Source organism: Mycobacterium sp. 852002-10029_SCH5224772 (genome assembly GCF_001667315.1).
Taxonomy (GTDB): Bacteria; Actinomycetota; Actinomycetes; order Mycobacteriales; family Mycobacteriaceae; genus Mycobacterium.
This window is the reverse complement of the sequence record NZ_LZHT01000029.1, coordinates 1-22,878: the sequence shown is the minus strand read 5'-3', so window position 1 is coordinate 22,878 and position 22,878 is coordinate 1. Positions and strand designations below refer to the sequence as shown.

General features: G+C 68.4%; 18 protein-coding genes, 1 tRNA gene and 1 pseudogene. 13 read left to right on the top strand and 7 right to left on the bottom strand.

Annotated features, from left to right (window positions below):
* Positions 1-18: 18 nt before the first annotated feature.
* Both glgB and A5775_RS07075 read right to left on the bottom strand, forming a co-directional pair.
* On the bottom strand, positions 19-2,214 hold the full coding sequence (glgB, locus tag A5775_RS07080; protein WP_067249792.1) for a 1,4-alpha-glucan branching protein GlgB: 2,196 nt from the start codon (positions 2,212-2,214) through the stop codon (positions 19-21).
* Between the two features lie 35 nt (positions 2,215-2,249).
* The gene (locus A5775_RS07075) at positions 2,250-4,343 is read right to left on the bottom strand and encodes an alpha-1,4-glucan--maltose-1-phosphate maltosyltransferase (RefSeq protein WP_231995129.1); all 2,094 of its coding nucleotides are present in this window, start codon (positions 4,341-4,343) and stop codon (positions 2,250-2,252) included.
* A 285-nt stretch (positions 4,344-4,628) separates the two neighbouring features.
* Here A5775_RS07075 and glgP point away from each other — a divergent pair, with 285 nt between their 5' ends.
* Complete coding sequence (gene glgP, locus A5775_RS07070) at positions 4,629-7,292, top strand: alpha-glucan family phosphorylase (RefSeq protein ID WP_067249787.1); 2,664 nt, start codon at positions 4,629-4,631, stop codon at positions 7,290-7,292.
* An 11-nt stretch (positions 7,293-7,303) separates the two neighbouring features.
* Here the strand turns inward: glgP and A5775_RS07065 are convergent, their stop codons facing one another.
* Positions 7,304-9,328: an ATP-dependent DNA helicase gene (locus tag A5775_RS07065; protein ID WP_067249783.1), complete on the bottom strand. Its 2,025-nt coding sequence runs from the start codon at positions 9,326-9,328 to the stop codon at positions 7,304-7,306.
* Positions 9,329-9,336: 8 nt separating this feature from the next.
* A complete protein-coding gene (locus tag A5775_RS07060) occupies positions 9,337-10,644 on the bottom strand; it encodes a nicotinate phosphoribosyltransferase (protein ID WP_067249779.1) in 1,308 nt (435 codons plus the stop codon).
* Between the two features lie 66 nt (positions 10,645-10,710).
* Here A5775_RS07060 and clpS point away from each other — a divergent pair, with 66 nt between their 5' ends.
* From clpS to rdgB, 8 genes are all read left to right on the top strand, one after another.
* Entirely contained in the window at positions 10,711-11,016 is a 306-nt protein-coding gene (gene clpS / locus A5775_RS07055; protein WP_055404466.1) for an ATP-dependent Clp protease adapter ClpS, read from the top strand.
* A 24-nt stretch (positions 11,017-11,040) separates the two neighbouring features.
* Positions 11,041-11,622, top strand: coding sequence for a DUF2017 domain-containing protein (locus A5775_RS07050; protein WP_067249775.1), 582 nt, complete (start codon positions 11,041-11,043; stop codon positions 11,620-11,622).
* 5 nt (positions 11,623-11,627) lie between these two features.
* On the top strand, positions 11,628-12,689 hold the full coding sequence (locus tag A5775_RS07045; protein WP_067250020.1) for a P1 family peptidase: 1,062 nt from the start codon (positions 11,628-11,630) through the stop codon (positions 12,687-12,689).
* Positions 12,690-12,752: 63 nt separating this feature from the next.
* Positions 12,753-13,424 carry a rhomboid family intramembrane serine protease gene (locus A5775_RS07040; protein WP_067249772.1) on the top strand — a complete coding sequence of 224 codons (672 nt, stop codon included), beginning with the start codon at positions 12,753-12,755 and terminating at the stop codon, positions 13,422-13,424.
* On the top strand, positions 13,421-14,236 hold the full coding sequence (murI, locus tag A5775_RS07035; RefSeq protein WP_067249769.1) for a glutamate racemase: 816 nt from the start codon (positions 13,421-13,423) through the stop codon (positions 14,234-14,236). The genes A5775_RS07040 and murI overlap by 4 nt, the downstream gene beginning before the upstream one ends.
* Before the next feature lie 72 nt (positions 14,237-14,308).
* Complete coding sequence (locus A5775_RS07030) at positions 14,309-15,091, top strand: cyclic nucleotide-degrading phosphodiesterase (RefSeq protein WP_067250017.1); 783 nt, start codon at positions 14,309-14,311, stop codon at positions 15,089-15,091.
* A gap of 34 nt (positions 15,092-15,125) precedes the next feature.
* A complete protein-coding gene (gene rph, locus A5775_RS07025) occupies positions 15,126-15,905 on the top strand; it encodes a ribonuclease PH (RefSeq protein ID WP_067249766.1) in 780 nt (259 codons plus the stop codon).
* The gene (rdgB, locus tag A5775_RS07020; protein WP_156660600.1) at positions 15,902-16,519 is read left to right on the top strand and encodes an RdgB/HAM1 family non-canonical purine NTP pyrophosphatase; all 618 of its coding nucleotides are present in this window, start codon (positions 15,902-15,904) and stop codon (positions 16,517-16,519) included. Before rph ends, rdgB begins: the two co-directional genes overlap by 4 nt.
* Positions 16,520-16,689: 170 nt before the next feature.
* Here rdgB and A5775_RS07015 read toward each other — a convergent pair whose 3' ends face one another.
* Both A5775_RS07015 and A5775_RS07010 read right to left on the bottom strand, forming a co-directional pair.
* Entirely contained in the window at positions 16,690-17,040 is a 351-nt protein-coding gene (locus tag A5775_RS07015; protein ID WP_067249763.1) for a DUF3817 domain-containing protein, read from the bottom strand.
* Positions 17,037-17,417 (bottom strand): hypothetical protein, encoded by a 381-nt coding sequence (locus tag A5775_RS07010; RefSeq protein ID WP_067249760.1) that lies wholly within the window; start codon positions 17,415-17,417, stop codon positions 17,037-17,039. Before A5775_RS07010 ends, A5775_RS07015 begins: the two co-directional genes overlap by 4 nt.
* A gap of 78 nt (positions 17,418-17,495) precedes the next feature.
* Here A5775_RS07010 and A5775_RS07005 point away from each other — a divergent pair.
* Positions 17,496-17,579 (top strand) — tRNA-Leu (locus tag A5775_RS07005).
* A 16-nt stretch (positions 17,580-17,595) separates the two neighbouring features.
* On the opposite strand, the gene A5775_RS07000 is transcribed toward A5775_RS07005, so the two are convergent.
* On the bottom strand, positions 17,596-18,021 hold the full coding sequence (locus A5775_RS07000; protein WP_067249757.1) for a thiol-disulfide oxidoreductase DCC family protein: 426 nt from the start codon (positions 18,019-18,021) through the stop codon (positions 17,596-17,598).
* 225 nt (positions 18,022-18,246) lie between these two features.
* On the opposite strand from A5775_RS07000, the gene A5775_RS06995 reads away from it, so the two are divergent.
* The 3 genes and pseudogenes from A5775_RS06995 to A5775_RS06985 all read left to right on the top strand — a co-directional run.
* Entirely contained in the window at positions 18,247-20,862 is a 2,616-nt protein-coding gene (locus tag A5775_RS06995) for an ABC transporter ATP-binding protein/permease (protein WP_067249753.1), read from the top strand.
* The gene (locus A5775_RS06990; protein ID WP_067249750.1) at positions 20,859-22,604 is read left to right on the top strand and encodes an ABC transporter ATP-binding protein; all 1,746 of its coding nucleotides are present in this window, start codon (positions 20,859-20,861) and stop codon (positions 22,602-22,604) included. Before A5775_RS06995 ends, A5775_RS06990 begins: the two co-directional genes overlap by 4 nt.
* A gap of 87 nt (positions 22,605-22,691) precedes the next feature.
* Positions 22,692-22,878 (top strand): annotated as a pseudogene (locus A5775_RS06985) (aminoglycoside phosphotransferase); the annotation flags it as partial.

Genomic DNA, 22,878 nt, shown 5'->3' with positions numbered 1-22,878 from the left:
TCGGCGCGGTAATCAGCCCTACTCGGGTTCCAGCCACAGAGCCGACGTGGGCGGCAACACCAGCACCGCCGAGGCCGGTCGCCCATGCCACGGGTCGTCGGTGGCGTCGACACCGCCCATGTTGCCGATTCCCGAACCGTTGTAGATGGTTGCGTCGGTGTTGAGCACCTCGCGCCAGCGGCCGGCCGACGGCAGGCCCAGCCGGTATCCGCCATGCTCGGCGCCGGCGAAATTGAACACGCACGCCATCACCGAGCCGTCCTTGCCGTAACGCAGGAAGCTCAAGACGTTGTTGCCCGAGTCGTTGGCGTCGATCCAGGAGTAGCCATCGGGAACGGTGTCTTGGCTCCACAGCGCGGGGTGGCTGCGGTAGACGTCGTTGATGTCGCGCACCATGCGCAGGATCCCGTTGGAGAATCCCTGCTCGTCGAGCTGCCACCAATCCAGGCCGCGCTCTTCGGACCACTCGGCGCGCTGGCCGAATTCCTGGCCCATGAACAACAATTGCTTGCCCGGGTGCGCCCACTGGTAGGCCAGCAGGCTGCGCAGCCCCGCGGCTTTGATGTGATTGTTGCCCGGCATCCGTCCCCACAGCGTTCCCTTGCCGTGGACCACCTCGTCATGGCTGATCGGCAGCACGTAATTCTCGCTGAACGCGTAGAGCATCGAGAACGTCATCTCGTGGTGGTGGTAGCTGCGATAGATCGGATCGCGGCTGATGTAGTCGAGCGTGTCATGCATCCAGCCCATGTTCCACTTCATCGAGAAGCCCAGGCCGCCAAGGTTTGTCGGTCGGGTAACCCCGGGCCACGAGGTCGACTCCTCGGCGATGGTGACGATGCCCGGGGCGGCCTTGTGGGCCGTGGCGTTCAGCTCCTGCAGGAACTGCACCGCTTCGAGGTTTTCTCGACCGCCGTAGATGTTGGGTGTCCAGCCACCTTCGGGCCGCGAGTAGTCCAGGTACAACATGGACGCCACCGCGTCCACCCGTAGGCCGTCGATGTGGAACTCTTCGAGCCAGAACAGGGCGTTGGCCACCAGGAAGTTGCGCACCTCACGGCGGCCGAAGTCGAAAACGTAAGTGCCCCAGTCGAGTTGCTCGCCGCGCTGAGGGTCGGAATGTTCATAGAGCGGGGTGCCGTCGAAGCGTGCCAGCGCCCACGCGTCCTTCGGGAAGTGCGCCGGCACCCAGTCCACGAGCACGCCGATACCGGCTTGGTGCAGCGCGTCGACCAAGGCCCGGAATTCGTCGGGTGTGCCGAATCGCGACGTCGGGGCGTAGTACGACGTGACCTGGTATCCCCAGGACCCGGCGAACGGATGCTCGGCCACGGGCAGCAGTTCGACGTGGGTGAATCCGTGCTCCGCGACGTAATCCGTCAGCTCGCGGGCCAACTGACGGTAGTTGAGCCCGGGCCGCCATGAACCCAGGTGCACCTCGTAGGTGCTCATCGGCTCGAACACCGGGTTGCGCCCGGCGCGCTGTGTCATCCAGTCGGCGTCTTCCCAGGTGTACCTGCTGCGGGTCACCCGGGAGGCCGTGTGCGGCGGCACCTCGGTGGCAAAGGCCATGGGGTCGGCGCGCTCGGTTACGACGCCGTCGGCGCCGTGGACGCGGAACTTGTAGAGGCCCTCGAGCGGGAAGCCGGGCCAAAACAGCTCCCACACACCTGTGGAGCCCAACACCCGCATCGGGGCTTCGTTCCCGGTCCAGCCGTTGAACTCACCGATCAGGGTGACGCCCTTGGCGTTGGGCGCCCACACCGCAAACGACACCCCGTTCACGACGCCGTCGGCCGTGGTGAACGAGCGAGGATGGGCGCCAAGGACTTCCCAAAGCCGCTCGTGGCGGCCTTCGGCGAACAGATGAAGATCAACCTCGCCCAGGGTGGGCAAGAAGCGGTAAGCGTCGGCGACGACGTACGGGTCGGCACCCTCATAGGTGATCCGTAGCCGGTAGTCGATCAGGTTGGTGAACGGCAGCACCACGGCGAACAGGCCGGATTCGATATGCTGCATCGGGAAGCGGTCCTCGCCGACGAGCGCGACGACTTCGGCCGCGTGTGGCCGGTACGCCCGAATGACGGTGTGGTCGCCGTATTCGTGAGCTCCCAGAATGTTGTGCGGGTTGTGGTGCGTGCCAGCGACCAGGCGCGACAGATCGGCAGGATCGGGCGCCAGGTGCGTCCGAGCGAGTTGGTCGGCTTGGCTCATGTCCCTTTCACCTCCGGTCCGTTTCATGTCGTGTCTCAATGCCTGCGCAGCAGCGCCATTCGGGCGTCATGCGGCACGAGCGGCATGTTGATGATGTGCGCGACCGCCCGCCCGGGATCGATGCGAACGTAATTGGCTTGCCCCCATTGGAATTCCTGGCTGGTGATCTCGTCGCGCACCCAAAAGCGCTCGTAAGGCTCCATACCCAGTGCGGCCATATCTAAAAACAGCGTCGCTTCCTCGGGACCGAAAGCGTTGAGCGTCACCACCACCAACACGCAGTCACCGGTCGCCGGATCGAACTTGCTGTAGGCGAGCAACGCGTCGCTGTCCACGTTGTGGAAATGGATGTTGCGCAGCTGCTGCAGCGCGGGATGTAGTCGCCGAATCGCGTTGAGCTGCGCGATGAATGGCTCGAGCGACCTTCCTTCGGCGAGTGCGCCCGCGAAATCGCGCGGCCGCAATTCGTACTTCTCCGAGTCCAGGTACTCCTCGCTGCCCTCGCGCACGGCACGGTGCTCAAACAGTTCGTACCCCGAGTACACACCCCAGGCCGGTCCCATGGTCGCGGCCAGCACCGCACGGATGGCGAACATCCCGGGCCCGTTGTGCTGCAAGATGGCGTGCAGGATGTCGGGGGTGTTGACGAACAGGTTGGGTCGGCGGAAGTCGGCGAGGGCGGCGATGTCGTTACCGAATTCGGTCAGTTCCCACTTCGCCGTGCGCCAGGTGAAGTAGCTGTACGACTGCGTGAATCCCAGTTTTGCCAGTCCGTACTGGCGGGCCGGCGGGGTGAAGGCTTCGGACAGAAACAGCACATCGGGATCGATCGCCTTGACCGCGGCGATCAACCACGCCCAGAAGTCCGGCGGTTTGGTGTGCGGGTTGTCGACGCGAAAGAACTTGACGCCGTGGTCCATCCAGTGCCGGACCACGCGCAGCACCTCGTCATACAGGCCGGCCGGGTCGTTGTCGAAGTTGATCGGATAGATGTCCTGGTACTTCTTCGGTGGGTTCTCCGCATAGGCGATGGTGCCGTCGGGCAATTCGGTGAACCAGCTGCGGTGGTTACGCGCCCACGGATGATCCGGTGCGCATTGCAACGCCAGATCCAGCGCCACCTCCATGCCCAATTCGCGTGTCGCGGCGACGAAGCCGTCGAAATCCTCGATGGTGCCCAGATCCGGGTGGACGGCGTCGTGGCCGCCCTCGTCGCTGCCGATCGCCCAGGGAGACCCCACATCTCCGGGAGCGGCGGTGGGGGAGTTGTTGCGCCCCTTGCGATGTACCTTGCCGATCGGATGGATCGGCGGCAGGTAGACGACGTCGAACCCCATCGCTGCGATGCGCGGAAGCGCGGCGGTCGCCGTGGCGAAGGTGCCGTGCACGGGGTTGCCGTCGGCGTCCCATCCGCCGGTCGAGCGGGGAAACATCTCATACCAGGAGCCGAACCGGGCCAGCGGCCGGTCCACCCAGACGCTGTACTGCTCGCCCCGGGTGACGAAATCGCGCAGCGGGTGGTCCGCCAGGATTTCTTCGATCTCCGCTCCCAGCGCCAGCGCGGTCCGGGTGACCGGGTCGCCCGGTGTGCGCAGCGCGGCGGCGGCGGCCAGCAGCGGTTCGCGCCGGGGGCGTGGCACCTCCGTCGCGGCGCGCTCGAACAACCCGGCGCCGACCAGAAGGTCGTTGGACAGTTCCTTCTCGCCCTGACCGGCGTCCAGTTTGGCGACCAGCCCATGCCGCCAGGAGTGAATCGGGTCGCCCCACCCGTCGACGCGGAAAGTCCACAGCCCGACCTGGTCGGGGGTGAACTGGCCGTGGAACACATAGGGTTCCAGGCCCATCGACATCGGCAGCGACAGCGGCTTGATCCGTTGCTGGTCGACCCTGCCGTCGCGATCGGTGACCGGCTTTGCCGGGGCCTGAACCGCTTTGACGCGGCGAGTCTCCGTTACTTGCGGATAGCCCGGCCCGAGGTAGCGCACGACCAGCGTTGCCGCGACGGCCTCGTGGCCTTCGCGCCATACCGCGGCGCTGACCGGCACGACTTCGCCGACCACAGCTTTCGCGGGAAACGCGCCACAGGAAACTACCGGCTGGACGTTATCGATCTCGACACGACCGGGCACCACCACTCCGTTCCGATTTGCCCGGTTCCTCCGCGCCCCGCTTCGCGGGCCGCAATCGTCACCGGGAGCGTTCCGATTGTGCGCGGACAACCCGGCGGTGTGCTCCGTGCGGAATGCCGCTCGTCGGGAAACTTCCTGTCGTGGGGAACTTTCTGTGCGGGGAAGCATCGTTGCGACCCCGATAACTAACCGATACCCACCCTAGTCTTCGGTCACACCCCGCTGCGGAAAGCGGTCTTTCCCGCCGTCGTGCGCCGGCCGGAATCCTCAGTAAGGTAGGGACGCGTGAAAGCCCTCCGCCGGTTTACCGTCCGTGCTCATCTTCCCGAGCGTCTGACCGCGCTGGACCAGCTGTCGACCAACCTGCGATGGTCGTGGGACAGGCCGACCCGAGATTTTTTCGCGACCATCGACCCGGACCTGTGGCAGCGGTGCGGCTGCGATCCGGTGGCGTTGCTGGGCGCGGTCAACCCGGCGCGGCTTGACGAGTTGGCGATCGACGAGGCGTTTCTTCGCCGCCTCGATGAGTTGACCGCCGACCTGAACGATTACCTGAGCCGTCCGCTGTGGTACCAGCAACAGCAGGAACAGGGTTCGGAACACGGGCGAGCCATGCCCGCCACCGTCGCCTACTTCTCGATGGAGTTCGGCATCGCCGAAGTGCTGCCCAACTACTCCGGTGGCCTGGGAATCCTCGCCGGTGACCACCTGAAGTCCGCATCGGACCTGGGTGTGCCGCTGGTGGCGGTGGGCCTTTACTACCGCTCCGGCTACTTCCGCCAGTCATTGACCGCCGACGGCTGGCAGCACGAGACCTACCCGTCGCTGGACCCGCAGGGGCTGCCGTTGCGGCTGCTGACCGATGCCAGCGGCGATCCCGCCCTGGTTGAACTGACGCTGCCGGACTCCGCGCAGTTGCACGCCCGGATCTGGGTTGCGCAGGTCGGCAGGGTCCCGCTGCTGTTGCTCGATTCCGACGTCCCCGAGAACGAGCATGATCTGCGCGGTGTCACCGACCGCCTGTACGGCGGCGATCAGGAACACCGGATGAGGCAGGAGATCCTGGCCGGCATCGGCGGGGTGCGGGCGATCCGCGCCTACACCGCCATCCATGGCCTGCCCGCGCCCGAGGTGTTCCACATGAACGAGGGGCACGCGGGGTTCCTCGGCGCGGAACGCATTCGTGAGCTGATGACCGGTCCGGGGTTGGACTTCGACACCGCGCTGACGGTCGTGCGCTCCAGCACCGTGTTCACCACCCACACCCCGGTACCCGCCGGCATCGACCGGTTCCCGGTCGACATGGTGCGGCTGTATTTCGATGACCATGTCGGCGACGAGTCGGAATCCGGCCAGCAGAGCGCGACGGCCGATGCCACCCGGGCGCCCGCATTGCTGCCGGGGGTACCGACGGCGCGCATCCTGGCGCTCGGGGCCGAGGACGACCCGACCAAATTCAACATGGCCCACATGGGGCTGCGGCTGGCCCAACGGGCCAACGGGGTGTCGTCGCTGCACGGCCGGGTGAGCCGGGCCATGTTCAACGAGCTGTGGCCCGGATTCGACAGGCGCGAGGTGCCGATCGGGTCGATCACCAACGGCGTCCACGCGCGCACCTGGGCGGCGCCGCAATGGCTGCAGCTGGGCCGTGAGCTGGCAGGGTCGGATTCCTTCAGCGATCCCGGGGTGTGGCTGCGCCTCCAGCAGGTCGATGCCGGCCACCTGTGGTGGATTCGCTCGCAATTGAGGTCGCTGCTGGTCGACGACGTCCGCCGCCGGCTGCGCCGCTCATGGCTGGAACGCGGCGCCTCGGACGCCGAATTAGGTTGGATCGCAACGGCTTTCGATCCAGAAGTGCTGACCATCGGGTTCGCCCGGCGGGTGCCGACGTACAAGCGGTTGACGTTGATGCTGCGTGACCCCCACCGGCTGGAGCAGCTGCTGCTGGACGACGAGCGGCCGATCCAGCTGATCGTCGCCGGTAAGTCACACCCGGCCGACGACGGGGGCAAAGCGTTGATCCAGCAGGTGGTGCGCTTCGCCGACCGGCCCGAGGTGCGGCACCGCATCGCGTTTTTGCCCGACTACGACATGTCGATGGCGCGGCTGCTGTATTGGGGCTGCGACGTCTGGTTGAACAACCCGCTGCGGCCGTTGGAGGCCTGCGGCACTTCGGGAATGAAGAGCGCACTCAACGGCGGGCTGAACCTGTCCATCCGCGATGGCTGGTGGGACGAATGGTACGACGGCGAAAATGGTTGGGAGATACCGTCTGCCGACGGTGTGACCGACGAGGCGCGCCGCGACGACCTGGAGTCCAGCGCGCTCTACAAGTTGCTGGAAGAGTCCGTGGCACCGAAGTTCTACGAGCGTGACGAACACGGGGTGCCGCCACGGTGGATCGCCATGGTGCGCCACACCGTGCAGACACTCGGCCCGAAGGTCCTGGCTTCCCGCATGGTGCGCGACTACGTCGAGCAGTACTACACGCCCGCGGCGCAATCGCTGCGCAAGACGATCGCGCCCGCCGACGGCGCGGCAGGCGGCGGTCAGTTCGGCGCCGCTCGCGAGCTGGCCGCCTATCGCCGGCGCGTGTCCGAGGCATGGCCGAAGATCGTGATCACCGACGTCGACAGCACCGGCCTGCCGGACAGTCCGGTGCTTGGCTCCAAGCTGACCCTGACCGCCACCGTGCAGCTCGCCGGGCTGTCGCCCGACGAGGTCACGGTCCAGGCCGTGATCGGCCGGGTCGACGCCAGCGATGCGCTGCTGGAACCGGTCACCATCGAGATGGCGTACACCGGTACCGCCGAGGGCGGCAACCAGGTGTTCTCGACGACAACGCCGCTGCCGCTGGCGGGATCGGTCGGTTACACCGTGCGCGTGCTGCCCCACCATCCGATGCTGGCCGCCAGCAACGAACTCGGTCTGGTCACCCTGGCCCGCTAGCGGCGAACCCCTCAGGCCGGCAGGTCTTCTTGCGCGTCCGCCGCGCTGCGCAGCCGCTGCAGCGCCTCGCGCACCTGCGCCCCGTTGGTGGTCTGCCAGAACGGCGGCAACGAAGCCCGCAGGTAGCCGCCGTAGCCGGCGGTGACCATGCGCGAGTCGAGCACCGCCACCACCCCTCGGTCGGTGACGCGGCGCAGCAGCCGACCCGAGCCCTGCGCCAGCAGCAACGCGGCATGGCTGGCCGCGACGGCCATGAAGCCGTTGCCGCCGCGCGCGGCGACCGCGCGCTGCCGCGCGCCCAGCAGGGGATCGTCCGGGCGCGGAAACGGGATGCGGTCGATCAGCACCAACGACAGCGACGGCCCCGGCACATCGACGCCCTGCCACAGCGACAGGGTGCCGAACAGTGAGGTCTGCGGCTCGGCGCTGAACTGCTCGACCAGCGCCGACGTACTGTCGTCGCCCTGGCACAACACCGGCGTCGACAGTCGTTCGCGCATGGCCTCCGCGGCCGCGCGGGCCGCCCGCATCGACGAGAACAGCCCCAGGGTGCGGCCGTCGGCGGCGGTGATGAGCTCGGCGATCTCGGTCTGCTGTTCGGCCGAGCCGACGCCGTCGCGCCCGGGTGGCGGCAGGTGCGCGGCCACGTACAGGATCCCGGCCTTGGCGTGCTGAAACGGCGACCCCACGTCCAGGCCGCGCCATCGTGCGTCGCCGTCGCCGTTCGTAGCGGCGGTCAGGCCCCACGCCGCGGCCATGGCGTCGAAAGAGCCACCGATCGTCAGCGTCGCCGATGTCAACACCACTGTCGAACGCGAGAACACGCGCTGCCGCAGCAGGCCGGCGACCGACAGCGGGGCCACCCGCAGCACCGGGCGCGGCGAACCCCGGTTCTCCTCGTGTTCCAGCCACACCACGTCGGTGCGGTCGGGGATGGCCGGCCCGAACGACGCGAGCACCCGCGACGCGGTCTCCGAAATCTCGCTGAGCGCGGCGACCGCTTCGGCGCGCGCCGACGCCGCCTTGGCGTCGTTCGTGGTGTCGATCGCGGACCGCGCCGCGCTCGCCACGTCGCGCAGCGCGGTCAGGTATGTCGCCATGTCGTCGTCGAGGCGATCGATGCGGCCGGGGGCGCCGTCGTGGATGGCCGCGGCGAAGTTGGCCGTCGTCGCATCGAGGCGCTGGATCAGCTCCGGGCTCACCAACCGGCTGATCCGCCGCGAGGCCACCCCGAGCGCGGCCGACGTCAGCTCCGCGGTGGCCACCGAGGTCACCCGGTCCACCAACTCGTGCGCCTCGTCGACCACCAGCAGCGCGTGCTCGGGCAACACCGCGGATTCGGCCACCGCGTCGATGGCCAGTAGCGCGTGGTTGGTGACGACCACGTCGGCGCGACCGGCCAGGCCCCTGGCCCGCTCGGAGAAGCACTCGGTGCCGAACGGGCAGCGGGCCACCCCGAGGCATTCGCGCGCGGAAACGCTGACCTGCGACCAGGATCGGTCGGGGACACCGGGCTTCAAATCGTCGCGGTCGCCGGTTTCGGTGGTCGACGCCCACTCGGTGAGCCGTTGCACGTCGCGGCCCAAAGCGCTGACCGCCATGGGGTTGAAGAGTTCCTCTTGCGGCCGGCCGTCGGCGTCGTCACCGTCGGTGGCCCCGCCGTTGTGAATCTTGTTCAAGCACAGGTAGTTTCGTCGACCTTTGAGTAGCGCGAACTGTGGGCGGCGCGGCAGCGCGCCGGCCAGCGCATCGATGAGGCGGGGCAGATCGCGATCGACGAGCTGGCGTTGCAGGGCGATGGTGGCCGTCGACACGACGACGGGGGAGTCGTCGCTCAGGGCGTGCACGATCGCGGGCACCAAGTAGGCGAGCGACTTGCCGGTGCCGGTGCCGGCCTGCACGACGAGGTGCTCGTCGGTGGCGAAGGCCTGCGCCACCGCGTCGGCCATCTGCTGTTGGCCGCTGCGTTCACTGCCACCGAGCGCGCCCACCGCGGTGGCCAGCAGCTCGGACACGGACACGTCGGACGTGGTCACTCCCTCGGTCAGGCCCGGATCTGCGTTGTCGTGACCGCGGGTTCGCCGTGCGACAAGTTCAACCCCTCCCACGGCAGACTGCGCAGCCCGGAAGCTACCAGCTCGCGCGCCGCGGCGAGGTTCGGTTTGGACACCAGATCCCCCCCGCGCACCAACGGGATGGTCAGCACCCGGGCCGGTTCACCGACGTCGGGCTGATGACCGGCCGGGTACAGGATCTCCTCGGTGATGATGCCGGAGCTGCGCGAGGTGCGTAGCGCCTCTTTGTGCCCGCCGTGGGATTCCTTGTGGCTGCTGCGCTTCTGCACCGCCAGGCCGTCCACCTCGACGAGTTTGTAGACCATGTTGGCCGTCGGCGCGCCCGAGCCCGTCACCAGCGACGTGCCGACGCCGTAACTGTCCACCGGCTCGGCGGCCAACGCGGCGATGGAGAACTCGTCGAGATCACCGGAGACCACGATGCGGGTCTGGGTGGCCCCCAGCTCGTCGAGCTGGTGGCGCACCTGGCGGGCCAGCACGCCCAGCTCGCCGGAGTCGATGCGCACCGCGCCGAGCCCGGTGCCGGCGGCGGCCACGGCGTTGGCGACGCCGGTCGTCACGTCATACGTGTCCACCAGCAGGGTGGTGTCGACACCGAGCGCGTCAACCTGCGCCCGAAAGGCCGCCAATTCGGTCGATTCCGCGGGGGTGTCGGCCCGCGCGTGCAGCATGGTGAACGCGTGCGCGGACGTCCCCTCGGCCGGTATTCCGTAGCAGCGCTGAGCCGCGAGGTTGGAGGACGCGGCGAAGCCGGCGATGTAGGCGGCGCGGGCCGCGGCGACCGCCCCTTGTTCGTGGGTTCGCCGTGACCCCATCTCGATCAGTGGGCGTCCCCTGGCCGCACTCACCATTCGCGCGGCCGCGGACGCGACCGCCGTGTCGTGATTGAAGATCGACAGCGCCAAGGTTTCGAGCACCACGCATTCGGCGAACGTCCCCGTCACCGACAGCACCGGGGAGCCGGGGAAGTACAGCTCGCCCTCCGCGTAGCCGTCGATGTCGCCGCCGAACCGAAAATCGCGCAAGTACCGCAACGTGTCTGGGTCGAGGAATTGCCCCAGCGACTCGCACGCCTCGTCGTCGAAGGTGAACTGCGGCAGCACCTCGAGCAGCCGACCGGTGCCGGCGACCACGCCGTAACGGCGCCCCTCGGGAAGCCGGCGGGCAAAAAGTTCGAAGGTGGTCCGGCGATTGGCGCTGCCGTCCCGCAGCGCCGCCGCCAGCATCGTCAACTCGTACTTGTCGGTCAGCAGCCCAGCGACGACCGGCTCGTTCATGCCATAACGGTATCGGCTGCCCGCTGGGCTCGGAAACGTCGCGGATCCCTCGGTATCGTATAGGCCATGGTTGTTATGTCAGCGCCCACTAAGCCGGGCACTACAGGACAACGCGAGTCCGCACCGGTCGAGGTCACGGCGAGTCCCTGGGTCACGATCGTCTGGGATGACCCGGTCAACCTGATGACCTACGTGACCTACGTGTTCCAGAAGCTGTTCGGCTACAGCGAGCCGCATGCCACCAAGCTGATGCTGCAGGTGCACAACGAGGGAAAGGCCGTGGTGTCCGCCGGCAGCCGGGAGTCCATGGAAGTCGATGTGTCCAAGCTGCACGCCGCCGGTTTGTGGGCGACGCTGCAGCAGGACCGCTGACACTCGAGGCGCTGGCGATTCCCTGTGCGCAAATGGAGGCGGGTCGAGACCGCTGACGGTCCCCGTTTTCGGTCCAGCTTGGCGTCCCATGAGGCGGCCCTGCTCAAAAATTTGGCCACCGCCATGCTCGGCTTGCTCGACGAGCGTGAATCTTCTTCGCCGGCAGACGAACTCGAGGAAATCACCGGAATCAAGACCGGCAACGCCGAACCGCCGAAGGATCCCACCCTGCGCCGGTTGCTGCCCGACTTCTACCGAAACGACGACAACGACGGCCCGCCTCCCGATGACGCCGTCAGCCTGAACGCCGCATTACGCAGTCTGCACGAGCCCGGTATCGTCGACGCCAAACGCGTTGCGGCACAGCGGTTACTGAGCACGGTCCCCGAGGCTGGTGGCCGGTTCGAGCTGAGCGAGGAAGACGCAAACTGTTGGATCGCGGCGGTCAATGACCTCCGGCTGACGTTGGGGGTCATGCTCGAGGTCGGGCCGGAGGGCCCCGAGCGGCTGCCGGACGATCATCCACTGGCCGTGCACTTCGACGTGTATCAATGGCTGACCGTCCTGCAGGAGTACCTGGTGTTGGTGCTCATGGGATCCCGGTGATCGCGATGGGCGCCATCACCGACGTCGGTGGGATCCGCGTGGGCCACTACCAACGACTGGATCCCGACGCTTCCCTGGGCGCCGGCTGGGCCTGCGGTGTCACCGTGGTGCTCCCGCCACCGGGGACGGTCGGCGCGGTCGATTGCCGCGGCGGTGCGCCCGGCACCCGGGAGACCGACCTGCTGGACCCGGCCAACACCGTGCGGTTCGTGGACGCGGTGTTGCTGGCCGGCGGCAGTGCCTACGGCCTGGCCGCCGCCGACGGTGTGATGCGCTGGCTGGAAGAACAGGAACGGGGCGTGGCGATGGGCGAGGGAGTGGTGCCCATCGTGCCGGGAGCGGTGATTTTCGATCTGCCGGTCGGCGGCTGGCACTGCCGCCCGACGGACGAGTTCGGCTACCTGGCCTGTGTGGCCGCCTTGCAACAAGGCGGCGACGGCGCGGCGATGGGCGTCGGGAACGTCGGCGCCGGGGTGGGGGCCCGGGCCGGAACGCTCAAGGGCGGGGTCGGGACGGCCTCGGCGGCGCTGCCCAGCGGTGTGACCGTCGGCGCGTTGGCCGTGGTGAACTGCGCGGGCGAGGTTGTCGACCGGGCGACCGGTTTGCCGTGGATGGCGGATTTGATCCGGCAGTTCGGCCTGCAGGCACCGCCGCCCGAGCAGGTCGACGCGTTCGCCCGGTTGCCCTCCGCGTCGGACCCGCTGGACAATCCCCTGAACACCGTCATCGCGGTGGTGGCCACCGACGCCGCGCTGAGTCCGGCAGCGTGTCGGCGGGTGGCCATCTCGGCCCACGACGGCCTGGCGCGCAGCATCCGGCCGGCGCACACGCCGGTCGACGGGGACACGGTGTTCGTCCTGGCGACCGGGGCGGTGGAGGTCGATCCCCCGGCTGGTTCAACACCACCACCGGCCGCGTTCTCCCCGGAGACGCGCCTGGTCACCGAGGTCGGTGTCGCCGCGGCCGATTGCTTGGCGCAAGCGGTGCTGGGCGGTGTGCTGGCCGCCGAATCGATCGCCGGAATACCGAGCTACCGCGGCGTGCTGCCCGGCGTGTTCGGCCGATGAGAAATCCGCCGAGCGCCGCGCCGGTAGCCTTGAGGATGCTGGAAACGCGCTGGAAGGGCAGCCATGGGTAAGACCGCTCCGAGGGTGCCGGTCGCCCAGGTGAAGAAGCGGTCCACTCCGATGGTGGGCGCCGCCACGATCCTCACCTTCGTCGTGTTGCTCTACCTCGTCGAGCTGATCGACCAGATGACCCGGCATTCGCTGGACGCCAACGGCATTCGCCCGCTGGAGGTCGACGGCCTGTGGGGCATCGTCTTCGCCCCGCTGTTGCACGCGGGCTGGGAACACCTGATGGCCAACACCGTGCCCCTGCTTGTCCTGGGATTCCTCATGACGCTGGCGGGGCTGTCCCGGTTCGTCTGGGCGACCGCGATCGTGTGGATCCTGGGCGGCTTCGGAACCTGGCTCATCGGCGACGTCGGCAGCAGCTGCGGCCCCACCGACCACATCGGGGCTTCCGGCCTGATTTTCGGCTGGCTGGCCTTCTTGCTGGTGTTCGGGATATTCGTCCGCCGGGTGTCCAACATCATCATCGGGCTGGTCGTGATGTTCGCCTACGGCGGCGTACTGCTCGGCGCCATGCCGGTGCTCGGCCTCTGCGGTGGCGTGTCCTGGCAGGGACACCTGTGCGGAGCGGTCGCCGGCGTCGTGGCCGCCTATCTGTTGTCCGCGCCGGAACGTAAGGCCCGGGCGGGAAGGACGGCCGGCGCCGCGTCGCCGCGCCCCAAGACATGAGCTCACCGCTGGCGCCCGTCGGGGTCTTCGACTCCGGTGTCGGGGGACTTACCGTCGCGCGGGCGATCATCGACCAGCTGCCCGACGAGGACATCGTCTACGTCGGCGACACCGCCCACGGGCCCTACGGCCCGCTGACCATCCCCGAGGTCCGTGCCCACGCGTTGGCCATCGGGGACGACCTCGTCGGCCGGGGCGTCAAGGCGTTGGTCATCGCCTGCAACACGGCATCCGCGGCCTGCCTGCGCGACGCTCGCGAACGCTACGGCGTGCCCGTGGTCGAGGTGATCCTGCCCGCGGTGCGTCGCGCGGTCGCCACCACGCGCAACGGACGCATCGGCGTCATCGGCACCCAGGCGACCATCAACTCGCACGCCTACCAGGACGCGTTCGCCGCCGCCCGCGACACCGAGATCACCGCGGTGGCCTGCCCGCGGTTCGTCGACTTCGTCGAACGCGGCGTGACCAGTGGGCGTCAGGTGCTCGGACTCGCCGAGGGATACCTGGAGCCGCTGCAGCGCGCGCAGGTCGACACCCTCGTGCTCGGGTGCACGCACTACCCGTTGTTGTCGGGCCTCATCCAATTGGCGATGGGTGAGCACGTGACGCTGGTGTCCAGTGCGGAGGAAACCGCCAAGGAAGTGCTTCGGGTGCTCACCGAACGGGACTTGCTTCGCCCCCACGATGCGGCGCCCGCGACCCGGGTCTTTGAAGCCACCGGGGACCCCGACGCATTCACCACATTGGCGGCGCGATTCCTGGGTCCCGCCGTGTCCGGAGTCCAGCCCGTTCAACGGGTGCGCAGTGATTGACGGCCGGGCGAGATTCTCGTCACACCAATGCGGCGATGTTTTCGTCACGGTCCCATCGGGCATGGCACAGTGGTGTCCGTGCGAATAACCGTGCTCGGCTGCTCGGGCAGCGTGGTGGGTCCGGACTCGCCCGCGTCGGGTTATCTGCTCCGGGCACCGGACACTCCGCCACTGGTCATCGACTTCGGCGGGGGCGTTCTCGGCGCGCTGCAACGTTACGCCGATCCCGGCTCCGTGCACGTGCTCTTGTCGCATCTGCACGCCGACCATTGTCTGGATTTGCCCGGGCTGTTCGTATGGCGGCGCTATCATCCGGCGCGCCCGATCGGTAAGGCGTTGCTCTACGGCCCGGGCGACACGTGGTCGCGGTTGGGCGCGGCGTCGTCACCCTACGGCGGCGAGATCGACGATTGCTCCGACATCTTCGACGTTCGCCACTGGGCCGACGGTGAGCCGGTGACGATCGGGGCGCTGACCGTGACGCCGCGGGTGGTGGCTCATCCGACCGAGTCCTACGGCTTGCGGATCACCGACCCGTCCGGCGCGTCGTTCGTTTATAGCGGTGACACCGGCGTCTGCGATCAGCTCGTCGAGTTGGCCAGCGATGCCGATGTGTTTCTCTGCGAGGCCTCTTGGACGCACGCGGCGGACCGGCCGCCCGCGCTGCATCTCTCGGGGACCGAAGCCGGCCGGGCCGCGGCCGAGGCCGGGGTTCGCGAATTGCTGCTGACGCACATTCCGCCGTGGACCTCCCGCGAGGACGTGATCAGCGAGGCCAAGGCCGAGTTCGATGGTCCCGTGCACGCGGTCGTGTGCGGTGAGACGTTCGATATCTGCCGCTCCGAGAGGGTCTGAGCGCACCCCGTTAGGGTTGGCTAGTGTTGCTCGGGTGACGAGACGAGAAGACGGCCGCCTTGACGACGAGCTTCGGCCCGTGGTCATCACCCGCGGTTTCACCGACCACCCCGCCGGTTCGGTCCTGATCGAATTCGGCCACACCAAGGTCATGTGCACCGCCAGCGTGACCGAGGGCGTGCCGCGCTGGCGCAAGGGCTCGGGGCTGGGTTGGCTGACCGCGGAGTACGCGATGTTGCCGTCGGCGACCCACACGCGCTCGGACCGCGAATCGGTGAAGGGCCGGCTGTCGGGGCGCACCCAGGAGATCAGCCGGCTGATCGGGCGATCGCTGCGGGCGTGCATCGACCTTGCGGCGTTGGGGGAGAACACAATTGCCGTCGATTGTGACGTCCTGCAGGCCGACGGCGGCACCCGCACCGCGGCCATCACGGGCGCGTTCGTGGCGCTGACCGATGCGGTGACCTATCTCGGGGCGGCGGGGAAGCTGTCGGATCCCCGGCCGTTGTCGTGCGCCATCGCGGCGGTCAGCGTCGGCGTGGTCGACGGCAGGGTCCGGGTGGACCTGCCCTACGAGGAGGACGCCCGCGCCGAGGTGGACATGAACGTCGTCGCCACCGACACCGGGACCCTCGTCGAGGTTCAGGGAACCGGCGAGGGGGCGACCTTCCCGCGTTCGACCTTGGACAAACTGCTCGACGTGGCGCTGGCCGCCTGCGACAAGTTGTTCGCCGCCCAGCGCGAGGCGCTGCAACTCCCGTACCCCGGTGCGCTCCCCGAGGGGGCTCGGGCGCCGAAAGCGTTCGGCAGCTGACGCGCACGCGCCTGTTGGTCGCCAGCCGCAACCCGAAGAAGCTGGCCGAGTTGCGCCGGGTGCTCGATGCCGCCGGCCTGACGGGATTGACGTTGGTGTCGCTCGACGATGTGGCCCCGTTCGAGGAGGGGCCGGAGACGGGCGCGGTGTTCGAGGAGAACGCGTTGGCCAAGGCGCGTGACGCATTCACCGCGAGCGGATTGCCAAGCGTGGCAGACGATTCCGGGCTGGAGGTGGCCGCGCTCAACGGCATGCCCGGTGTGCTGTCGGCGCGCTGGTCGGGTAGCCACGGCGACGACGCCGGCAACACCGCGTTGCTGTTGGCGCAATTGCGCGACGTGCCCGACGAGCGGCGCGGTGCGGCCTTCGTGTCCGCGTGCGCACTGGTGTCGGCTTCCGGTGAGGTCGTCGTCCGGGGCGAGTGGCCCGGCAGCATCGCCCGCGAACCCCGCGGCGACGGTGGCTTCGGCTACGACCCGGTCTTCGTGCCCAGCGGGCAAGACCGCACGGCCGCCGAGCTCAGCCCGGCGGACAAGGACGCCGTCTCGCATCGCGGGCGCGCGCTGCGGCTGCTGTTGCCGGCGCTCGAAGCCCTGGCCCGGTCCGAGGGCTGAACCCCGGTACCTCGCGACGCATTGGCAACAGTTGTCACACCAGTCGCGGCGCGGGGTGATGGGCGAAGTGCCCGCCTCACAGCGACTGTTGGCGACCCCGCTCGCGTTGTCGCGCGAAGGTGGGCATTGCGGTTGTCGTCCCCGGGAGAGACGCGTGTGGCGGATGTGGCTTACAAGCCGAATTGGGCTTTGACGTCCCGCGTTTGGAAGTGTTCGACGATGATGCCGAGCAGCGGAATCGTGCCGGACAGCAGCACGCCGATCGTCTTGCCGATCGGCCAGCGCACCTTGACCGCCAGGTTGAACGCGGTCAACACGTAGATGAAATACACCCAGCCGTGGACCACTTCGATCCACCGGATCTCATGGTCGAAGACCAGGTGGGAGACGATCTCGTAGCACAGCGCGATGAGCCACAGACCCGTCGTCCACGCCATGATCCGGTAGCCGAGCAAGGCGGTGCGGATCTTGTCGGCGGGCAGGGCGGGCACCGATCCTCTGGGCGTCTCCGGTGTGGTCATGCGGTTGTCCTCTTCTGCTTTTCGGCATCTTGCGCGGCGAGCTCGGCCAGGTAGTTGTTGTACTCCCGCAGCGCCGGGTCATCGGGTGCCTGCGGTGTGGGCTTGGGTCGTTCGGGCAGCAGCCCGGTGGGGATCTCCGTCATCGAACCGGTGCTGCGCGGCTGGGGCGGTTCCTCTTCATAGCGGACGAATTTGCGGTACGCGTACACGCAGAACCACGCGAACAGCGGCCACTGCAACGCATAGCCGAGGTTCTGAAACGAGCCGGAGACGGATTGGAACCTGGTCCACTGCCACCAGCCCAGGGCCAGGCAGCCGCACGCCGCGACGATCACCAGCGCGATCAGCGCGGGTCTGCGACGGTGTGTAGTGGACACCCCTTGACCGTACCGCTCGTCAACGAGCGCCCGTCGCCAACAAGTTGGCGATGTCGCAAGCGATACGATCGCCACGCAGCGGGCGTGATGGAATTGGCAGACATGCCGGCTTTAGGTGCCGGTGCTCGAGAGAGCGTGAGGGTTCGAGTCCCTCCGCCCGCACTGATTTCAACGCCCGTCAGTCCTCGACGAAGCGGGCGCGCACCTCCGGCGGCGGCAGCGGACAGCTGTCGTACTTGCCGAACACCCGATAGCGGATCGCGGCGAACCGGTCGTAGAGCCAGTCGCGCAGCGGAGCCGGGATGACGCCGGCGACCTTGAGCAGCCGCCACGGTCCGCCAAGGTAATCCGCCACGCGCAGCACGGCCGCGGATCGGACCGCCACCCGTTCCGACGGCCCGCCCGGGTCATCGACAAACACCACCGAGTCGACGCCGCCGATCTCCGGGTGCCGCTCGACGATGACCTTGGCGAAGACACTCTCCAGCGCTGCGAAGCGCAGGGGGCCGGTGGGGTCGGCACGAAGGATCGTGCGCACCGAGTGGTTGCACACGCCGCACACCCCGTCGTAAAGCAGGACGGGTGCCGCCGATTCACCGCTCATATCTCCCAGGCTACTGACGGGCGCGAACTCTGGACAGGCACCGAGTTGACCTATGGTAAGGCAACCCTTAGTTTGTGGGGGTAACGTACCAAGTCGTGACCGGCTGGCCGGTGATTAGCGGCGGGGTGCCGCCCAGATGGGGTTGTGGCAGGTGTCGATTTCAGCGCTTGAGCGGTCCTTGGCGGCCGCACCGATCCGGGGCTGCGCCGCGAGAAAGGACCGCTAATGGCGCGCGGATTCTCCGGCGTGATGTTGCGCAGCTTCGGCGCGCGCGACCACAACGCCACGGTGATCGAAACCGTCCGGATCGCACCGCACTTCGTGCGGGTACGCATGACGTCGCCCACGCTCTTCGAAGATGTGGATGCCGAACCGGCCGCATGGCTGCGGTTCTGGTTCCCGGACCCGGACGGCTCGAAGACGGAATTTCAGCGCGCGTACACGATTTCGGAGGCAGACGTTGCGACCGGACGCTTCGCGGTCGACATCGTGCTGCACGATCCCGCCGGCCCGGCGTCGTCATGGGCGCGCACCGTACAGCCCGGAGCCACCATCGCGGTGATGGCGCTCATGGGCTCATCGCGATTCGACGTGCCCGACGAGCAGCCCGCCGGATATCTGCTCATCGGTGACTCGGCGTCCATCCCGGGAATGAACGGGATCATCGGCGTCGTCCCCGACGACGTCCCGATCGAGATGTACCTCGAAAAGCACGACGACAACGACACGTTGATCCCGATCGCGCAGCATCCGCGGCTGCGGTTGCACTGGGTTGCCCGCCAGGACGAGAAGTCCCTTGCCGCCGCGATCGAGAGCCGGGACTGGTCTGACTGGTATGCGTGGGCGACCCCGGAGGCCACGACGCTCAAGCAGGTGCGAACGCGGCTGCGCGACGAGTTCGGCTTTCCCAAATCCGAGGTGCACGCCCAGGCCTACTGGAGCGCCGGGCGCGCGATGGGCACCCGCCGCGGTGACGAGCCCGAGGGATCCGACAGCGTCGCGCCCACCGTCTCCGCGGAAGACGTTGCGGCGCAGCTGGAGTCTGTTCAACAGGTATCCGACGCGCCGCCCGCCCCGGTGTCTCGCGGAAACTGGCGTGCCCAGGGCGCCGGCCGACTGCTCGCGCCGCTGCGCTCGGCGCTGATCCTGTCGGGCGTATTGCAGGCGGTGATCACGCTGGTGCAGCTGGCGCCGTTCGTGCTGCTGGTCGAGCTGGCCCGGCTGCTGGTATCCGGGGCGCCCGCCTCCCGGCTGTGGAACATCGGCATCGCCGCGGTGTCGCTACTGGGCCTGGGGGCGTTGCTCGGTGCCGCCCTCACACTCTGGCTCCATGTGGTCGACGCGCGCTTCGCCCGTGATTTACGTTCCGGGTTGTTGCGCAAGCTGTCTCGGCTACCGCTGGGCTGGTTCACCGCACGCGGGTCGGGTTCGATCAAGCAACTCCTGCAAGACGACACGCTGTCTCTGCACTACCTGGTCACCCACGCCATCCCGGACGCGGTCGCTGCGGCCGTCGCGCCGGTTGCGGTGCTGGTGTATCTGTTCGTTGTCGACTGGCGGGTGGCGTTGGTGTTGTTCGCGCCCGTCCTGGTTTACCTGGTGCTGACGTCGTCACTCACGATTCAGTCGGGCCCGCGCATCCCGCAGTCGCAGCGCTGGGCCGAGACGATGAGCGGCGAGGCCGGCGCGTACCTGGAAGGCCAGCCGGTGATTCGCGTCTTCGGCGGGGCCGCCGCATCCACCTTCCGGCGCCGCCTGGACGAATACGTCGGTTTCCTGGTCGCCTGGCAGCGCCCGCTGGCCGGCAAGAAGACCTTCATGGACCTTGTCACCCGTCCTTCGACGTTCCTGTGGCTCATCGCGGCCACCGGCACCCTGCTCGTCGTCGGGGACCGGATGGATCCGGTGAACCTGCTGCCGTTCCTGTTGCTGGGCACCACCTTCGGCGCACGCCTGCTCGGCATCGCCTACGGCCTCGGCGGCATCCGCGCCGGCATGTTGGCCGCGCGGCGCCTGCAGAACACGCTCGACGAACCCGAACTCGACGTGCGCGACCACGACGAACCCAACGCGGAGTCGTCGAGGGCGGTGGTGTTCGACAACGTCGGTTTCGGCTACCGCTCCGGCGTTCCGGTTATCCACGACGTGTCGCTGACCTTGCGGCCAGGCACGGTCACCGCGTTGGTCGGCCCGTCGGGATCCGGCAAGTCGACACTGGCCGCCCTGCTGGCCCGGTTCCACGACGTCGATCAGGGCTCGATACACGTTGGGGGACAGGACATTCGGTCGATGACCGCCGACCAGCTCTACGCCCAAGTGGGATTCGTGCTGCAGGAAACGCAATTGGTGCACGGCACCGTGGCGGAAAACATCGCGCTCGCCGTCCCCGATGCCACCCCCGCGCAAATCGAACACGCGGCGCGCGAGGCCCAGATCCACGACCGCATCATGCGACTGCCGGACGGCTACGACACCATGCTGGGCGCCGGAAGCGGGCTGTCGGGCGGCGAACGCCAACGGCTCACCATCGCCCGCGCGATCCTGGCCGACACGGGGGTTCTCATCCTGGACGAGGCCACCGCGTTCGCCGACCCGGAATCGGAATACCTTGTGCAGCAAGCGCTCAACCGTTTGACGCAGGACCGCACCGTGCTGGTGATCGCCCACCGATTGCACACCGTCACCCGGGCCCACCAGATCGTCGTGCTTGACCACGGCCGCATCGTGGAACGCGGCACCCACGACGAGTTGCTGGCGGCCGACGGCCGGTACCGACGCCTGTGGGAGGGCGGCCGCCGCGACCAGGTGTCCGCCGGTGCGGCCGGCGAGGGTGCCCGATGATCCGCACGTGGTTGAGTCTGGTCCCGGCCGATCGCCGCAACCGGGTCGTCGCCTACACGGCGCTGGCGCTGATCTCCGTGGTGGTGCGGGCGGTGGCCACCGTCCTTTTGGTCCCCTTGGTGGGCGCGTTGTTCAGTGATGCGCCGCAGCGTGCGCTGGTCTGGCTGGGCTGGCTTACCGCGGCCACCGTGACCGGCTGGGTAATCGACACCGCAACGGCGCGTATCGGATTCAACCTGGGTTTCGCGGTGCTGGACAACAGCCAGCATGACGTGGCGGACCGGCTGCCCGGCGTGCGGCTGGATTGGTTCACCGCCGGGCACACCGCGACGGCGCGGCAAGCGATCGCGGCGACCGGCCCGGAACTCGTCGGTCTCGTCGTCAACCTGCTCACACCGCTGATCTCGGCCGTGCTGCTGCCCGCCGCCATCGCGGTGGTCCTGGTGCCGGTCTCCTGGCAGCTGGGCCTCGCCGCCCTGGGCGGCCTGCCCCTGATGCTGGGCGCGCTGTGGGCGTCGGCACGTCTGGCGCGTCGCGCCGATTCCACTGCTGCCGAAGCCAATAGCGCGCTCACCGAGCGGATCATCGAGTTCGCCCGAACCCAGCAGGCGTTGCGCGCCGCGCGACGCGTGGAACCGGCCAGGAGCCTGGTCGGCGATGCGCTGGCGGCCCAGCACGGCGCGACCATGCGCCTGCTGTCCATGCAGGTGCCGGGTCAGCTGCTGTTCAGCCTCGCCAGTCAGCTGGCGCTGATCCTGCTGGCCGGGGCGGCCACCGCGCTGACCGTGAACGGAACGCTGTCGGTGCCCGAGGCCATCGCGCTGATCGTCGTCATCGTGCGCTACCTCGAGCCGTTCACCACCATCAGCGAGCTGGGGCCGGCGCTGGAGAGCACCCGCGCGACGCTCGACAACATCCGCTCGGTGCTCACCGCCCCGCTGATGAACGCGGGCGCCGCGACGCTGGCGGGCGACGCGGCCCCGCGTATCGAATTCGACGACGTGGTGTTCCGTTACCCAGCTGTCGGTGGCGCCACCGACCTGGTGCTCGACGGGGTGAGCTTCTCGTTGGAGCCGGGAAGCACGACGGCGATCGTCGGACCGTCCGGGTCCGGCAAGAGCACCATCCTGGCGCTGATCGCCGGCCTGCACGAGCCCACCCGGGGCCGGGTGCTGATCGACGGTGTCGACGCCGCGACGCTGGACGCCGAAGCCCGGCGCGCGGCGAGCAGCGTCGTGTTCCAGCATCCCTACCTGTTCCACGGGTCGATCCGCGACAACGTGTTCGCGGGAGATCCCGGCGCCGGCGATGACCGGTTCGCGCGGGCGGTGGCGCTCGCCCGCGTCGACGAGCTCGTCGAAAGGCTGCCCGACGGCGCCGAGAGCGTCGTCGGCGAAGCCGGCTCGGCGCTCTCCGGTGGTGAACGCCAACGCGTCAGCATCGCCCGCGCCTTGCTCAAACCCGCACCGATACTGCTGGTAGACGAGGCGACCAGCGCTCTGGACACCGAGAACGAGGCCGCCGTGGTCGACGCGCTCACCGCCGACCCGCAATCGCGCACGCAGGTGATCGTCGCGCACCGACTGGCCAGCATCAGTCACGCCGACCGCGTCCTGTTCGTCGACGGCGGCCGGGTGGCCGAAGACGGAACGGTTGACGAATTGCTCGCTGCGGGCGGTCGTTTCGACGAATTCTGGCGGCAGCAGCACGAAGCCGCCGAATGGCGCATTCTGGCCGATTAGCGGACCGCGGTTCACCGCAACTCTTGCGGTATGCCTTACAGTTTGTCAGTCGGACCGAGCTGTCTGCGTACAGGAGGCGTGCTGCTTATGGGTGCTGTGCTGTCGATACCGCGTTACCCCGGCGACGTGACCCCGGCCTGGTTGTCGGCCGCGCTCAGTGAGCGCGGCGCGGCCGTCGAGGTCGCCGACGTGGACGTGGTCGCGATCGGCACCCGTCAGACCGGGGCGACCTACCGGGTGACCGCGAGCTATGCGCGCGATCCCGGTGGCCTGC